Consider the following 16,837-nt stretch of genomic DNA (forward strand, 5'->3'; position numbering starts at 1 on the left):
GCATCAGCCTCAATTCATTCCGGGTCAGCGGCGGCATTTTGCTGATGCTGATGGCGCTTTCCATGCTGCAAGCTAAAATCAGCGAAACCGTGCACACCAAAAAGGAAGCCAAAGAAGGCGAAGCCAAACAATCCATTGCCGTGGTGCCTTTGTCGATGCCGCTTCTGGCCGGGCCGGGCGCCATCAGCACGGTCATCCTGTATTCGCACCGGGGCACCGATATCAATCATTATTTGTTCATGAGCCTGGATATCATTGCCGTCATGATAATTTTATGGATCGTGCTGAGAACGACTCCCTGGCTGGTCCGGCATATCAGCCAAACCGGCATCAACATATTCATCCGGCTAATGGGGCTGATTCTTTCAGCGCTGGCTGTTGAATTTATCGCCAGCGGCCTGAAAGGCTTATTCCCGGTATTGGCCGGCTGAAACCTGCAATACTGCTCACCTGATTATTTTTTATCATGTCTGAATCATTAAGTTATTCGTCTGAAAAATCCGGCCTGCCGTCCGGATCGCTTGTGCATGTCGGCGAAGTGCACATGGTTGAAAACCGCATCACGGTTGTGGATTACAATAAATCCATGCTCGAAAAGCGCATCGTCAAATCGATCGACGACATTCTGCCGTATAAAGATACCGATACGGTAACCTGGGTTAATATCGAAGGTCTGACAGACGTTTCGGCCATCGAGGCTATCGGCAGACATTTCGGTATTCACGCACTGGTGCTTGAAGATATCCTCAATACCCATCAACGGCCCAAATTCGAGGATTATGAGGACTATCTGTACATCGTCCTGAAAGCCCTGTCCCTCAGTGACGACGTATTTGACGTGGCCTATGAACAGGTCAGCTTATTGGTCCTCGACAAATTCGTTTTTTCTTTCAAGGAAAAACCCGACGATATATTCGATCCGATTCTGGCCCAGCTCAACAATGAGAAAGGCCGCTTGCGCAATTTCGGCACGGATTACCTGGCTTACGTGATCATGGATACTGTCGTTGATGAGTATTTCACGCTGCAGGATAAGCTCGATGAGCTGATTGAAACCGTCGAGGATGAATTGCTGTCATCGCCCTCGGCAAAAACGCTGGCGACCATACAGATCATCAAGCGCGAATTGATTTTCTTGCGCAGAAGCGTCTCGCCACTGCGGGAATTGCTGGCCGGCATACAGCGCAGCGAGTCGGGTTTGCTGCAGGAGCGCACCAAGCGCTATTTCGGCGATGTCTATGACCATGCCATACGCGTCATCGAAGCCATGGAGTCCTGCCGCGATCTGATCGCCGGCATGATGGACATTTACTTATCCAGCGTCAGCAACAAAATGAACGAAACCATGAAAGTCCTGACCGTGTTCGCCACGATATTCATTCCATTGACTTTCATCGCCGGCGTCTACGGCATGAACTTCGAGTATATGCCGGAACTGAAATGGAAGTGGGCTTATCCGGCCTTATGGGGCGTCTTTATCGCCATCTCGGTCTTTCTGCTCGGCTACTTCAAGAAGAAAAACTGGCTTTAGGCAAACCGGTTCCGCTGATGCCGGAACCGGTATCTCTAATAAATTAGTGATGGCAACCGGCGCCGTGCACATGCCCGTGCGCGAGCTCGTCCTGTGTTGCGGGCCTGACCGCTACGACTTCAACGTCGAAATTCAACGCTTCGCCGGCCAGCGGGTGGTTGCCGTCGATGGTAATGTCATCGCCATCGACATCGACCACTGTGACAATGCCCGGACCTGAGCTGACATCGGCATGAAACTGCATGCCGACTTCAACCGTGTCTATGCCTTCGAACATCGCCCGAGGGAGAACCTGAACCATATCGTCTTCATGTTCGCCATAAGCATCCGCCGGCTCGATGTGGACGTTGAATTTGTCCCCTGCCGATTTACCCGTCAAGGCTTTTTCCAGGCCGGAAATGATGTTTCCCATGCCATGCAGGTAAACCAACGGCTCATCCCCAACTGAACTGTCCAACTCCTCGCCGGCATCATTGGTCAAAGTGTAGTGAATAGAAACAGCCATATTGTCTGCTACTTGCATGTTGAAACCTTTTTCGTGAATTAAAAGGTGGCTATCATATCGATTTATCGAGCATTTGTCTGGAAAAATAAGCGACAAAGCCAAAATCCTATGATTGAAATCAGCCATGAGGAATTCTTACATATCACGCTGGCGGCTGCCTCAATCACAGGTAAAATGCGTAAATCCTGCACTATTCCCCTTCGCCGGATAAATCTTGAGCTTGCGGACAGATTGAGGGTTACCTAAACTATGTCGCTCCCCTTTCATTTCCAGCGTTTATAATGAAATCAACTGCCAAAATCATCGTCGGCTTGGCCGCGACAGGATTCCTCTTCGCCTGCTCCGGCCACAAGCCCACCGCTCCTACCGCCAGCGCCATGGTCGTCAAACCGCAGACTCAAGCTGCGAGGAAAACTCATGACATCCCGCCCAGCAAGTTGCTTGGCCAACGGACCGTGCAGGATGTTCTGCAAACTTATGGCGCTTATGCAACGAGCAAACTCAAACCCTATTTCGACAAGGCGAAGGTGGCCTATCCGCCCCGGGAAGTGACGTTCATCGCCTTGAAACAGGAAATGAAGCTGGAGCTCTGGGCCAGAGACAGCGGCGAGTTCCGCCTCATCCGCAATTATCGCATCCGCGCCGCCAGCGGTGTGCCCGGCCCCAAGCTGCGTCAAGGTGACATGCAGGTGCCGGAGGGCGTTTACCGGATCGCGGGACTGAATCCGAACAGCCATTTCCACTTGTCGATGAAATTAAATTACCCCAACGAATTCGACCTCTTCCATGCATGGCAGGAAGGACGCTCTGATCCGGGGTCGGATATTTTTATCCATGGCAAAGCCAATTCCCTCGGCTGCCTGGCCATGGAAGACGAAACGATAGAGGAACTTTTCGTCCTGACCGCACACACGGGCGCTGAAAATGTGAAAGTTGTGATTGCCCCGCATGACCCCAGAATTTTCCCTCTGAAGGCTGACATCGAAGGCCTCCCGGCATGGACTCCGGAGCTTTACTCGCGGATCTCCCGCGAAATTAAAGCCCTGTCGCCTGGATCGAAGCCGGTGGCTGCCGCCGGACTGTGATCATCCAGTCTGGCGTGTTGGAATCGAAAAAAACCGGCCACGAATACGCTCGCCAATTTCCAATTGGCGGCTGGTTATTTTGATTTGAGATAATCAATCAAGACTTACGCAAGCCTGTGGGCGCTCTAGGCGAAGCCGCCCTCACAAGTTTTAAAATCGCTTGTTTCGGCGGTTGAACAGGCGAACTGCGTAAATCCTGATAAAGCTATTTCCGGCCAACAGCCTCAATCAAAAGGTTTATATTGAATTGCATTGATAATCCACTCCTTTCTCCCTTCAGGGGTAATAACCACTATCTCATCATCAACTGATTTTCCAATAAGCGCTCTGGCCATAGGCGAATTTATGCTAATCGCCTTTTTGTGTGGATCAAATTCATCTGAGCCAACTATTCGATAATGAACGATTTCCCCCGCCTCATTTTCAAGCTCCACCCAAGCTCCAAAAAATACTTTACCTTCTTGCTGGAGTGAATAATCAACAACTTTTAAAACGTCCAACCGCTTGGTAAGAAAACGGATTCGACGATCTATTTCTCTTAACCGTCGCTTCCCTTCCTTGTATTCGGCATTTTCTGATCGATCGCCATGTGCTGCAGCTTCTGTGACGGATTGCGTTACCGCTCTGCGCTCTATCCGCCAAAGATAATCCAGCTCGTTTTCCAACTGAGTTCTTCCTTCACGAGTTATCAGATTATTTCTAGAAGTCATTGTTTTTTATGATTGATTTACTTCAATAATTTATATGAATATTAAATTTTAGGCCGTGATTATCGAAACCCGGTGGCGCAAGCGCCTGCCGTCGCTGTACGCAATAGCTTGTCAGCCTTGAGCGCATTTTTATGTGATGCTGCAAGTGTCAAACTGTTTCGATCTCAGCTTCAATCTGAAATTCTTGCACACTACAGGCCGCCTCGAAGCTGCGGACCTCGAACAGCGCCTCACTCAGGCTCATTTCATTGGCTTCCAGGAGCTTGCCGACCAGATGCTCGGTCAGCGGCTTGAGCTTAGCCAGCACGGCCTTGGTTTCGCCATACATGCGCTCGCTCTGCGCTTCCATGATGCTGCGCGTTTCCTCGTCCACTTCGCGGCTCTCGCGGGAGAGCGCGCCGAAGTTCAGGCGGGTCTTGCGGTACATGCCCATCTCGCCCACGGCGTGGTGCAGCAACTGCGTCACGCGGGTGATGTCGTTGTGCGCGCCGTTGGTCGTGCCATCTTCGCCAAAGAACAGTTCCTCATTGGCCATACCCCCCAGCAGCACGCGCACATCGTGTTCGATGTCGCCCTTGGTCTTAAGCAGGTTGGTCCCCTGCTTGTGGAAGACAAAGCCCAATGCGTTGGTGCGTGGATTGGCCTTGAGCGAAATCTTGATGGTCTTCATGTCGGCCAGGATCTGCTCCCAGTTGTCGTTGGTCAGCTGGCGTTCGCGTGCAAGATCCATCAGGAAGTGGCCCCATTCGTGCACGGCGATGATGCGGCGGTCGCGCTCGCGTTCCTTCGTTGTGTTGGTGTTGACGTTGCCCACCAGCACGCGCTCGGCAGCCTGCATCAGGGTATCGGCACCAATCATCCCACCCGTCTTCACGGCCGTGATACCTGCCTGGTTGACGATGGTCTCCAGGTCGGCCGGGCTGCGGCCTTCGGTAACTTCCGCCAGATGGCGCAGGTCCAGGTCGGGCAGTACCTTGTCGGCCCGCTGGCCCAGGTAGTGGCCGAAGATAGCCAGCCGCTCTGACTGATTGGGCATGCGAAAGTCCACCTTCATCTGAAAGCGGCGCAGCATGGCCTCGTCCATTTCCATGGTTTCGCTGTTGAAGTTGCTGGCCACGATCCAGATGATCTCCGCTTCGTTCTTGCTGCGCACGCCGTCCAGCATAGACAGAAACGTGTTCGCGGTGTCGTCGTCAAACTTGCGGCGGCCGCCGCGTTTCATGAACAAATCCTGCGCCTCGTCCAGAAAGACGATGCAACGCTTGCGCCGCTTGGCCATGGCCACAATGCGGCTGAGTGTATTCGAGCCGCCGGACACGAAGCCCGTTTCCAGGTTGGCTGCAGAATGAAACAGGATGGGCAGCTGCAGTTCCTTGGCCAGATAGCTGGCCAGCTTGGTCTTGCCGGTACCGGCCGGACCGCTGAACATCACATTGAAGGGTTTGAATATGCCGTACTCGGCATATTCCGCGCGGCGTTCATAATGATCTTTGATCTGCGCCACCTCGGCCTTGATGTCATCCATGCCCACCAGGTCGTCGATGGAACCGTCCACCTGTGCCGGCTCGACGAACTTGAGCGACTTGTGTTGGCTCTTGAGCTGGAAGTACAGGAAGCCCAGCACACCGAGTGTCAGCAGGACCGACACTACACCGCTGACGCCGGCCTTCAAGTCGTCGTTCTCGGACTGCGGACGGGCGCTGGCAAAGCGCTGGTCCAGAAGCTCGAACAATTCAAGGCTGCCGGGATTGAGCTCTGCGCGCGGTATGAAGGCAAGCTTGCCGCCCCACGGCGCAGTGACGGCCTTGTCGGCGAAGATCTTGGCCTCCATGTCGCTGGGGTAATACGCATGCAGTTTGCCCTGCGATTCAACCAGGATGATGCGCTCCGATATGTTCCACAGCAGCGGCTCGTAGACCACGGTGATGCGCTCGACCGGGTTCGCTTCCAGAAAACTCAACACTGAACCAGTACCGAACACTACGGGCAGCTTGTCGTTGAGCGTCCACGCCGCCTCATCCGTCGTCATGCTCTTGACCTGCTCGGCCACGACAGCCTGTTTCTGGATGAGTGTGAACGAATAGATACCGGTGACGGGAATCAGGAGGGCAACGGCCAGCACCGTCAGCTTGACGGCCACCGATTGGATTACAAACCAGTCCTGCAGCCGGCCGGCAGCCTTCTTGATGGCGAGCCTGAGACGCGTTGCGGCCGGAGCTGCATCGCTGGATTTCGACAAATCTGACATGAAAGTACCTCAAAGCGGGCGCTAGTCATGTTCCGGGGCCGGAGCATGAGTGCGCTGAACAAAAGCCTGTTAGACCCTGATTCAAGCCTGAGGTTCCGTTGCCTTTGTGCAAATACACAGAAACCGGGCCAGAAAGGGTCGAAGAAGAGTTGATGTGCAGTGAATTGCCTCAGACACACATTTCGATACCTGATTTAAGAGCGCTGCTTAAGAAAACGATTGATGATGTAGTCATTAATCTGAATATTTCACCACGAACGACTGCATGGATGCAGAAGGTAGAATTGCGTCTGGAACAGCAATCGAGTACACGAAGGTTTTTCAATTCAGATGCTTGCCAATATTTTCAGATGAATTCATGAAGTGATCAGTGAAGAGAATGACAACGGCTTGCTTTTCTTCGTGTTCTCTGTGGTTTTATGAAATATCCAGACTAGAGCTCCCACCGTTTATCTCTCTTGTTCTTTAAATGCCTCGCGAACACATAACCCGCCAGAGCCCCCCATAGCAGCATATAAGCGCCGTGCAGCTCGGCTTCGAACTTAAAGCTGTTGATATTTCTAAAATAATCCCAGATATCATCGGCGAATGCCACGGCTAAAATGACATATAACACGTTCATGAATCTGATTTTATGCTTTAAAAAAAACCAGATTCCGATAGCGATAAAGCCGGTAAAGAATCGGATGGCACTGTGGATCAGAATCTCCTGGTGCCATATATCCACTTTAAAGGCCGCATTTACGAAATAAAGCAGGATAAATCCCACCACCATGACAATGCCGACTGATTTCATCTTTAGTTTGCTAAGTTTTAATTATTATTGATTAATTTTAGCCCCGGCGGCAGTGCCTCGCCAAAAATTTGTTTCTCCTCTTTTTCATCGAGCTCGCGTATCTGCTCGACCATGTCTACCCAGGATGAAGGTGCCTTGCTCAGCCTCAATTTGTCAATGATTTGCCTGCGCACGGCCTCGTCGATGTCGCGCGCGCGGTCGCCGCTCATGCGCGCGATCAGCGTTGCGGCAAAACCGGCCTGAGGATTTTTCTTCCAGTCTTCCGACATCATCTGTTTCAGCCATAGGCAGACCGTATCGGCGGGGATCACATTATGGCTGCTGCCATGAAACGGCATGCGCGCCCCGATACGTCCGACGGCCCACCAGGTCTGGCTGGACTCACCGGCTTTCTGCAAGCGCTTCAGCAGCCATTCGCCCAGTTGTATCTTCTTGTCGACCGGCAGGCGCTCCAGCACTGCCGCCAGACGCACGATGTCGTCATAGCTGCGCGTCTTCAGCTGTTTGACGACAGCGGGCTGCCTGGCGGCAGTCGGATCGATATATTTGGCGATATCGTTGAAGATCTGCTCCTGCGCCTCGCTGCTGAGGCCGCCGGCAATACGGCGCCACAGCGTCCACCATTCGCTCCAGTTCTGGGCTTCGTTGACAAACTGGATGCCCTGCGGATAGGTTTTCCAGAGCTGTTCCACGCGCCAGTCGTCGAGCGGATAACCGAATCCCGGACGCAGACAGAAGCCGGTCAGGCTGAGCCAAACCCTTTCATGGTTATCGGAACGGCGGCGATACTTCAGGCCATCCAGCAGCGCCGCGAACATGGCCCGAAGCAGCGGCGTTTCCCATTCATTGCGCGAGCTGCCCAGCAGCTTTTCCAGATCGGCGCGCAGGTTCTTGACCGCTTTGGGATCGACCTGCTTGGACTTTGAACCGAAGACCGTCTGTATCTTCTCGACTGCGGCATTAAACTGGGCCGGCAGGACCACATCGGCTTGCAGACCCGCCATGCCTTTCTTTCTGATCTGGAATTCCACATCCCAGCGCTGCGTGCTGTCGGCCACGGACACGCACTGAATTTTCAGCGTGCCGATTTCGGTCTGGGTCGCGGCCAGCTGCACGATGACTTCGCGGTTGCCCTGTTCCTCGTCAGCCCCGAAGGCCACGGCCAGAGGCGGCAGAGAATGGAACTGGTCGGTAATGTCGGTCAGATCGCCGGGCTTGAACGGCGCATCGCCGGATAGCGAGGCCAAATGGAAGCGCACAGGCTGTCCCAGACGCAAGGCAAATTGCCGGTCTTTCAGGATCGCCTCGTCGCCCTCCTCGCTGCCGCGCGGCAGGATGCAGACGCCCTGCTGCACGGCTTTGTCGGTATCGACCAGCAGAAAATAACTGCGCGCTGCGCCGCCGCCGATTTTCAGCTTCTTTTCGCGGCGCGCGATGGCGTAACTGACCGCGCCCAAAGCCACAGACAATTCAGGGTGCTTGTTTTCCAGCAGCACCGGCGGCTTGGAGGCCCATGAATTGATCAGCTCGATCGTGCGCTGCGTGAGCGGCCGGCTGCGGAACACGCCGCCGTTGAGCAGCAACGCATCGGGCACCACACCCTCGCCTTTCAACGCTTCACGGCAGGCTTCGCGGTGCAGTTTCAAAAATGCGGCGATATGCTTGCTGACCGCCGGCTCGGCCGCATAAGGCAGCCCGAACTCCACCACGCCGCTGCGCTTTCTGTCCGGCAATTCATCCAGCCCCGACAGCGGAAAGAATCCGTCCAGGGCGATGGCCCTGACCTCATCGCGGCTCAGTGAAGCGGAACGCGAGCTGCCGATCAGTTTGGAGCCGCCGCCCAGCAGGGTGACATTGACCCGCTCCGGCGCATCCTCGGCCAGCAGCCGCTCTTTGGCGATACGGCATTGCTCGATCAGCTGCGACAGATCGGCCGCCGATAAGCGCCTGTCGTCGCTGACCAGCCGGCTCTCGGCCAAGTGCGCCAGGGCCAGGTCGATATTATCGCCGCCCAGCATCAAATGCTCGCCGACGCCGATACGGGTCAATTTTGGCTCCTGTTCGCCGTGTTCGACCTTGATCAGCGTCAGGTCGGTCGTGCCGCCGCCGACATCGCAGACCAGCAGCAGATGGACATCGGCCAGCGCCTGCCCGATTGTGCCGGCGTGGCGTCTCAGCCAGTCGTAGCACACTGCCTGCGGCTCTTCGAGCAGGCGGACATTGGGGAAGCCTGCGATTCTGGCCGCTTCCAGCGTCAGCGAGCGCGCCGCCTCATCGAATGAGGCCGGCACGGTAATGACGATGTCCTGCTTTTCCAGGGGCGCATCGGGAAACCGGTGGCCCCAGACCGTACGGATGTGCGCCAGATAACTGGCGCTGGCATCGATCGGTGATACTTTGTCAATGTCGTCGCTGCTGCCCCAGGGCAGGATTTCGGCGCTGTGATCGACCGACGGATGCGACAGCCAGCTTTTGGCGCTGGTCACGAACCGGCCTTTGGTCTTGGCGCCCAACAGACGCGCGGCCTCGCCGATCACGGCCGTCTCGCCAGCAGGCGAAAAAGCGACATCGGCCCCAGACAGCTCGCCGGCGGCCGGATGGTAACGCACGGACGGCAGCAAAGGCCGCGCCGCAACCTGGCCGGGAGCGACCAGCTGCTCGACCTGAAAAATTTCGATTTCGGAATTGGGTTTATCGGCTCTGGCAAAGGCAACAACGGTATGCGTTGTGCCCAGGTCGATGCCGACTAAATACTTGGCGGATTGATTTTGCACGGTGTTATATGATTTCAAGAGTCCAATTGATCCAGGCTATTTAAATTAGCCTCTTCCATGAGTCATTGGGATGATATTTGCCGGATTCAGCCGATATCATCAGGGCGACCGACCGGCCGCCCTGTTATCAGGGGAACCTGCTATTCTTCCCCGGCCCTGACATCAAACTCGATCTTCCAGCGGCCATTGTCTTTTTGCGATACGGCCTGCAATTCCAGCGTACCGACTTCGGTCACGGCCGCACACAGATGCACCGGCACGATTTCACCGGGCCGGCGGCCTTCTTCCGGCAGCGTAACCTCGATTTCATCCAGCTCTTCAAGCTCGTCAGGCGCCCAATAATCGAGGCGCGTGCCTACCTGATCATCGCGGCGCGTGTTGGACGCGAAGAAGCGGAAACGCACCGGCTCGCCGATAACGAGGCCGAATTCATCATGAGGCAGTTCCTCCTGAGTGCCCTCTTCCATGCCGAACGGCGCGATGCACAAGGCTTCGATTTCCGGTGCCATGCCCGGTACGGCCGGCATGGCGCTTTCGACGCCGACATAATAAGAGGCCGCCGTGCCGCCTTTGATGCGCACGCCTTTGCCTTTGCGCACGTAACCGTAATAAGCGGCGCCGCGCGCAACGGCCAGATCCAGATCAACGCCTGGCAATAGTCTGGCTTCAGGCGCCTGCTCGGCCTTCAGCCAGGAATTCAGGACTTCCATCAACCGGTCGGCAAGCACCTGCGCTTTCAGCACGCCGCCATTGAACAGCACGGCCGTCGGGTGCAGGAATGACGCGTGCTCGGGCAGATTGACGTCTTTCAAATCCACTGCCGCGCCCTGCTGTTTAGCCAGGAACGCCGCCAGATGCCGCGTAATGCCCGCATCCTGCGCATAAGGCAGGCCCGCGGTCCTTAAACCGGTACGCGTGCGGGTAATGGGCCGGTCGCTGGCCGCAACCTTGGGCATGAAGCCTTCGACCAACACGCGGTTGACTTCTTCGCGCGTTAGCTCGGTGCGCAGCGTGCCGCCGATCAGCGACGAACCGCGGCTGGCGACGACGAGCGGAATCGTATCGATCTCGGCATTATTGAAGATTTTTTCCTTCGCATCGCGGCAGCTGTGCGTCAACGCCTGTATCTGCCAGGGCTCGAGGCGCTTGCCGTCCTTTTCCAGCTTGGCTTTGACCGTGTAGGCCAGCGCCAGGTCCATGTTGTCGCCGCCGAGCAGGATATGGTCGCCGACCGCAACACGGGTCAGTTCCAGATTGCCGTCCTGTTCGGTGACAGCGATCAATGACAAGTCGGTCGTACCGCCGCCGATATCGATGACCAGGATGATATCGCCGCAAGTGGCGTAATTACGCCAGTCGCCGTGGCTTTTCTCGATCCAGCTGTACAAAGCCGCTTGCGGCTCTTCCAGCAGAATCGCCTGATTCAGGCCCACAGACCGGGCCGCTTCAACGGTCAGCTCGCGCGCCGCCGGATCAAACGAGGCCGGCACGGTAATGACCAGATCCTGCTCATCCAGCGGCGCATGGGGATGCAGACTTTCCCAGGCATCGCGCATGTGTTGCAGATAAGCCGTCGTGGCCTCGAAAGGCGAGACACGCTCGATTTCATCCGGTGCCTCGGCCGGCAGGATGGGTGATTTGCAGTCGACGCCGGCATGGCACAACCAGCTCTTGGCGCTGGCGACCAGGCGGATCGGCGTTTTGCTGCCCAGGTTACGGGCGATTTCACCGACCAGGTAATCCGGCTTGGGCGCCCATGGCAGTGAGGTCGACCCCTCAGCTAGTTCGGCTTCGTGCGCCTGATACAGAAACGACGGCAACTGCTCTTTTTCCTCAACCTCACCGGGCGAGGTCAATTGCGGTATGGCCATGACCTGCTGGTAAAATTCATCATCAATTTTGGTGAGATCGGCATAAGACAGGACGCAATGCGTCGTGCCCAAGTCGATACCGACGGAAAACCTTGGCCCGTCGTGAGCGGTCATTTCAGCAATCTCATCACTTTCTTGCGGCTCATCCCTTGCTTGCAGGTTCTCACCCGCTGGTGAAGTATCGCTAGCCTGCTGATCTACAGCTTCAACCTTTTCAGTTTCCGGCATTGCGCTCGCTGCAGGCGCTGAATCCGTAGCGGCAGGAGCGGCATTTTCCGGCTCTGGCGCAGGCGCAGAAGTGTCGGGTTTCTCATCCTTTTTCTTCAACGCATCCGGCTTTATATGACTGAACAGCCCTTTCATAGCTCGACCTCCGCAGGTGCAACGATATGGGCATTATGGCCCTGAGTCAGTTTCGGCAGGCGGACGTCAGTCACTTTCCAGCCTTTATGGACCAGCGTGCCGGTAAACGGCGCCGTACCGACAATATTGCCGGTCAAGCGCACGCTGGCGGCATCGAAGCCTTGCGGCAGGGTCAGCTTCGAACCTTCCTGCTCACTGCGTACGGACGCCAGGCTGAAGTGCTCGTTGATAGCCCGGTTGCAACCTTCGTGTACGACGCGCGCGGCAATGCCCACATCGGCATCGCCATAGGCGGAAATATCTTCCTTGATGAAATCGATAAAACGCGCCTCTTTTTGCAGCAGTCCCAGTAATTGCAGGGCGGCATCGGGCGTTGCTTCTTTCAATATCACCGGTTCCGGCGCCGGGGCATGAACGATTTTTTCGACTTCGACGATTTTCTCGATGACTCTGGGTTCAGGCGCAGGTGCAGGTGCGGCTGGCACGACAACCGGCGCTACCGCTTTTTTGCGGCCGCGGGCCAGACTGATCACCATGGCCAGCAGCAAAATGATCAGGATCAGTGACAACAGCGCCACGGCGCCGGCCAAGTATACATGCCACAAGTCGAACGTGGTCGGCACCAGCGTCAAATCAATTGCGTAGTTAGTATTCATTCAATTAGGAGCTCTTTCGATTATTATTGTTGACCCGCTTTACGGGCTGCTTCGGCAAACATCAGTTCCTGAAGCACGGTACGAGTGGTTTGGATGCGCATCTGTTTCAGATGGCGGTCGGCGATTACGCCGGGCACGTTTTCTTCCGTGTATACTTCACGCATTTTCGCTAAAGCCGGCTCACACTGTTTGATAAGGTCTTCCGTGGCCCTGCGGCTTTCCATTTGTTGATAAGCCGGTTTTCTCATTTCGTCCACGACGCATTTTTTATAGTCGTATTTGGCTTCCTGAATTTTTTTCATTGTGGCTTCAGTCAGTACGGTGTTGTGCCATTCGTTTTTCGCATCGTCAGCGAAAGCGGTTACTGCTGAGAGCAAGATAGTCAGGAAAAAAAGCTTTTTCATGATAGTCCTCAATATTAAACGTTTAATTTTACGCGAACTGGTTAAAAAATAAGTAATCAACATCTAAATCGGGGCAGATGTCATTTTTTCAATGCTGTCCATGATAAATAACATAGTATGACGGAATGGCTATTTATCCAAAAATACCGGCCGGCCGTCATTCCTCTGTATAATATTCGGTTACCATTAAACACCAGCAATCTTTATGTACAAATATGATGGCCGCCTGATCCACCAAAGCCACGACGATGACGGCATTATAGAGGTGGTCGAACTCAACGGCATCAGATCCCTGCATTTCGGCTCCCATCCCAGACAAAGCAGCATGCGTCTGGCCGCCCCGCACATACTGCAATTGACTTACGTGCGCGCCATGACCGGCTGGCTTTTATTCAAGCAAACGTTAGCCGACGATGCTCTGATTATCGGTTTAGGCGGGGGTTCACTCACCAAGCATTTATTGCACTATTTTCCCGAATGCAAATTGAAAGCGGTGGAATACAGGAAAAGCGTGGTCAGAATCGCGCGCAGCCATTTTGGCCTGCCGCTGGACCCGCGCCTGAAAATTATTATCGATGACGGCGGACGCTACGTTTGCAAGCGGACCGAAACCGAACGGGAACATTACAGCCTGCTTTTTGTCGATGCTTTCGATCATGAAGGCATGGCCGAATCCATCTGTAATGAAGCTTTTTTCGAGGCCTGCAAGCGGCTGCTGAAAAAAGACGGCATGCTGGTCATTAATCTTTGGGGCACCGAAAATTCCCAGTTTAGGGAAATTTCCCAATGGCTGGGCCGCATTTTCCAGTGGAAACTTTTATTTCTGCCGGTACGCTGCAAAGGCAATATTATCGCCCTCGCCTTTAATGATCATTCCGCCTTTTATTCCATGAGAGATTTAAGAGCAAGAGCTTTGGCCCTTGAAGAGCAGTATCAAATCGAATTTCCGGTCTTCCTGAGAGATCTGAATACGCACAACCCCCACACGCTGACTAATCTGATAAAACCATGACGTCTTTCGCTTTGCCTTCCGTACCCAACCTTTTCAGCTATCGCAAATACTGGGCGCAACGTTTCGGCGTAGCACCGGAATTACCGATGAGCCGGGAGGAAATGGATAACCTGGGCTGGGACTCGTGCGATGTCATCCTCGTGACCGGCGATGCCTATATCGATCATCCCAGCTTCGGCATGGCATTGATCGGCCGGCTGCTGGAAGCACAGGGATTTCGGGTCGGCATCATCTCGCAACCGGACTGGACCAGCGCCCGCGACTTCCAGAAGCTCGGCCGACCGAACCTGTTCTTCGGCGTGACCGGCGGCAACATGGATTCGATGGTCAACCGCTACACGTCGGACAAGAAAATCCGCTCGAATGACGCCTATACGCCGGATGGCGCCGCCGGCAAGCGCCCCGATCGCGCCGTCAACGTTTATTCGCACCGCTGCCGCGAAGCCTACAAGGACGTCCCGATCATCATCGGCGGCATCGAGGCCAGCCTGCGGCGCATCGCGCATTATGACTACTGGTCCGACAAGGTCCGTAAATCGGTCCTGCTCGACTCCAAAGCCGACCTGCTCGTGTACGGCAACGCCGAACGGCAAATCGTCGAGATCGCGCACCGGCTGGCGAACGGCGAGTCCATCTCCGACCTGAAAGGCATCCGCGGCACCGCGCATTTCGTCAAGCAGATTCCCGAAGGCTGGATCGTCAAGGATTCCACGCATCTCGACATACCCGGCCCTCTGGCGCCGCAGCAGAATCCTTATCAGGAACAGCCCGCCTGCGAAGTCAAAAACACGGCCGAGCCAAGCGATGAAAAAGTCGTCCAGTTCGACAAGCACCTGATCAGAAGCCAACGCGCGCAGACCGTGATCCGCCTGCCCGATTATGAAGACCTCAAGGACGACCCGATCCTCTATGCCCATGCTTCGCGCGTCATGCACGGCGAGACCAATCCCGGCAATGCCCGGCCTCTGGTGCAGAAGCACGGCTCGCGGCTGCTTTGGGTCAATCCGCCGCCGATTCCTTTAACCACGAAGGAAATGGACGGCGTCTTCGACCTGCCCTATTCACGTCTGCCGCACAAGGTTTATGGCAACGCCAACGTGCCCGCATTCGAGATGATCCAGCATTCGGTCAACATCATGCGCGGCTGTTTCGGCGGCTGCTCCTTCTGTTCCATCACCGAGCATGAAGGCCGCATCATTCAAAGCCGCTCGGAAGATTCGATCATTCGCGAAATCGAAGCGATACGCGACATTTCGCCCAACTTCACTGGTCATATCTCCGACCTGGGCGGGCCAACTGCCAACATGTACCGACTGGCCTGCAAGGATAAAAAGATCGAAGCGGCCTGCCGCAAACCGTCCTGCGTTTATCCGGGCATCTGCCCCAACCTGAACACTGACCATACTCCGCTGATCAAGCTGTACCGGCGTGCGCGCGCCCTGCCCGGCATCAAGAAAATCTTCATCGCCTCCGGCCTGCGCTACGATCTGGCCGTGGAATCGCCCGAGTACGTCAGGGAACTGGTCAAACACCATGTCGGCGGCTACCTGAAAATCGCCCCGGAACATACCGAGAAAGGCCCGCTGTCGAAAATGATGAAGCCGGGCATGGGTACGTACGACCGCTTTAAAGCCATGTTCGACAAATTTTCCAAGGAAGCCGGCAAGGAGCAGTACCTGATTCCTTACTTTATCGCCGCGCATCCCGGCACGACCGATCAGGACATGCTGAACCTGGCCTTATGGCTGAAGCGCAACGGCTTCAGGGCCGATCAGGTGCAGGCCTTCCTGCCCTCGCCGATGTCTATCGCCACGGCCATGTACCACTCGGGCAAGGACACCTTGCATAAAGTCAGCCGGACAATCGCCGACATCCCGATCCCCAAAAGCGTCAAACAGCGCCGCCTGCACAAAGCTTTCCTGCGCTATCACGACCCGAAAAACTGGCCGCTGCTGCGCGAAGCTTTGAGAGACATGGGCCGCAGCGATCTGATCGGCAACGGCAAACATCATCTGGTGCCTTCATTCCAGCCCAAAGGCACCGTTGAGCCTGCCGAAAAAAAGACCCTGCCATTTAAAACCAAACACACCGGCCTGGACAACAAACGCAGCGGGATTCGCCCGTCCGGCAACAAAAACAAAACAGGAAATAAACAAAAATTAAAAAAACGCTTGGCAAAATAATAAAACGCTGTATAATAACACTCATTCGCTGGTGTAGCTCAGTCGGTAGAGCAGCTGATTTGTAATCAGCCGGTCGCGGGTTCGATTCCCATCGCCAGCTCCATATTCCAAAGGCCTTTAGTGCAAACTAAAGGCCTTTTTTATTGCCTGTTGTTCAGGATCGCCCTTTTTCGTAGCCGTTATTAAATTGCTTAATTGAGCAGTAATTCTTGCTGCACTCACTTTAGGCTCATTGTGTTCTACTATTCCTCACAGCCCAGACCGCTACCAAAAACTTGCCTATCGCATTTAAAGCATTATCCCAAATGATAATGGTTCGTACCTCACCGCATCTTACTGCGCTATTAATCTTCATATTTATATCGACCAAAGCGCCAAATTCAGTTAATAATTTCGCAAATAGCGAAATTATTTTGACAGTAGCGAAATTTTTCTTTATAGTTATTTTGCGGTCAGTGATTAAATCTCGTAGCTGTTAGAGCTTCGGCTCTGTGGAGGCTTGGTTTCGCCTTGTCTCTGACCATTGTCCTGTGAAGCGTTGAGCGTGACGTGTTGTGCTCATCTATGATGTACATGGGATAGCCGGTTCCGACGAGAGGTCGGAACCGGGTGATTCAGTAAGGGGGAAAAATACTGCTCAACACTGCTATTTTGTTTGATTAATTACGTACGAGAGGCGCAATTTTTGCGCCGTAATTA

The 16,837-nt window shown here is 54.7% G+C and carries 13 protein-coding genes and 1 tRNA gene; 6 read left to right on the forward strand and 8 right to left on the reverse strand.

Annotated features, from left to right (window positions below):
- Window positions 1-431, forward strand: a 431-nt coding sequence (locus IT781_RS05295) for a MarC family protein (RefSeq protein WP_194969103.1), incomplete at its 5' end; no start/stop codon positions are given.
- Between the two features lie 35 nt (window positions 432-466).
- Window positions 467-1,531 (forward strand): magnesium/cobalt transporter CorA, encoded by a 1,065-nt coding sequence (gene corA, locus IT781_RS05300; RefSeq protein WP_194969104.1) that lies wholly within the window; start codon window positions 467-469, stop codon window positions 1,529-1,531.
- Window positions 1,532-1,574: 43 nt separating this feature from the next.
- Here corA and IT781_RS05305 read toward each other — a convergent pair whose 3' ends face one another.
- Window positions 1,575-2,054: a peptidylprolyl isomerase gene (locus IT781_RS05305; RefSeq protein WP_194969105.1), complete on the reverse strand. Its 480-nt coding sequence runs from the start codon at window positions 2,052-2,054 to the stop codon at window positions 1,575-1,577.
- A 263-nt stretch (window positions 2,055-2,317) separates the two neighbouring features.
- Between IT781_RS05305 and IT781_RS05310 the strand changes: the two genes are divergently transcribed.
- A complete protein-coding gene (locus tag IT781_RS05310; protein ID WP_194969106.1) occupies window positions 2,318-3,121 on the forward strand; it encodes a murein L,D-transpeptidase family protein in 804 nt (267 codons plus the stop codon).
- Between the two features lie 224 nt (window positions 3,122-3,345).
- Here IT781_RS05310 and greB read toward each other — a convergent pair whose 3' ends face one another.
- From greB to IT781_RS05345, 7 genes are all read right to left on the reverse strand, one after another.
- A complete protein-coding gene (gene greB, locus IT781_RS05315) occupies window positions 3,346-3,831 on the reverse strand; it encodes a transcription elongation factor GreB (protein WP_194969107.1) in 486 nt (161 codons plus the stop codon).
- 148 nt (window positions 3,832-3,979) lie between these two features.
- A complete protein-coding gene (locus IT781_RS05320; RefSeq protein WP_194969108.1) occupies window positions 3,980-6,079 on the reverse strand; it encodes an AAA family ATPase in 2,100 nt (699 codons plus the stop codon).
- 433 nt (window positions 6,080-6,512) lie between these two features.
- The gene (locus IT781_RS05325) at window positions 6,513-6,875 is read right to left on the reverse strand and encodes a hypothetical protein (protein WP_228778943.1); all 363 of its coding nucleotides are present in this window, start codon (window positions 6,873-6,875) and stop codon (window positions 6,513-6,515) included.
- A 17-nt stretch (window positions 6,876-6,892) separates the two neighbouring features.
- Window positions 6,893-9,649: an Hsp70 family protein gene (locus IT781_RS05330; RefSeq protein WP_194969175.1), complete on the reverse strand. Its 2,757-nt coding sequence runs from the start codon at window positions 9,647-9,649 to the stop codon at window positions 6,893-6,895.
- 140 nt (window positions 9,650-9,789) lie between these two features.
- Entirely contained in the window at window positions 9,790-11,634 is a 1,845-nt protein-coding gene (locus IT781_RS05335; protein ID WP_194969176.1) for an Hsp70 family protein, read from the reverse strand.
- Window positions 11,635-11,879: 245 nt separating this feature from the next.
- Window positions 11,880-12,539, reverse strand: coding sequence for a DUF2760 domain-containing protein (locus tag IT781_RS05340; protein WP_194969109.1), 660 nt, complete (start codon window positions 12,537-12,539; stop codon window positions 11,880-11,882).
- 23 nt (window positions 12,540-12,562) lie between these two features.
- A complete protein-coding gene (locus IT781_RS05345) occupies window positions 12,563-12,943 on the reverse strand; it encodes a hypothetical protein (RefSeq protein ID WP_194969110.1) in 381 nt (126 codons plus the stop codon).
- Between the two features lie 205 nt (window positions 12,944-13,148).
- On the opposite strand from IT781_RS05345, the gene IT781_RS05350 reads away from it, so the two are divergent.
- The 3 genes from IT781_RS05350 to IT781_RS05360 all read left to right on the forward strand — a co-directional run bounded on the left by IT781_RS05350 (window position 13,149) and on the right by IT781_RS05360 (window position 16,241).
- Window positions 13,149-13,955, forward strand: coding sequence for a spermine synthase (locus tag IT781_RS05350; RefSeq protein ID WP_194969111.1), 807 nt, complete (start codon window positions 13,149-13,151; stop codon window positions 13,953-13,955).
- Entirely contained in the window at window positions 13,952-16,138 is a 2,187-nt protein-coding gene (locus IT781_RS05355) for a YgiQ family radical SAM protein (protein ID WP_194969112.1), read from the forward strand. Before IT781_RS05350 ends, IT781_RS05355 begins: the two co-directional genes overlap by 4 nt.
- Before the next feature lie 27 nt (window positions 16,139-16,165).
- Window positions 16,166-16,241: transfer RNA gene (locus IT781_RS05360), tRNA-Thr, on the forward strand.
- The last annotated feature ends 596 nt before the right edge of the window (window positions 16,242-16,837 follow it).

This window comes from Methylobacter sp. BlB1 (assembly GCF_015476545.1).
Lineage (GTDB): Bacteria > Pseudomonadota > Gammaproteobacteria > Methylococcales > Methylomonadaceae > Methylobacter.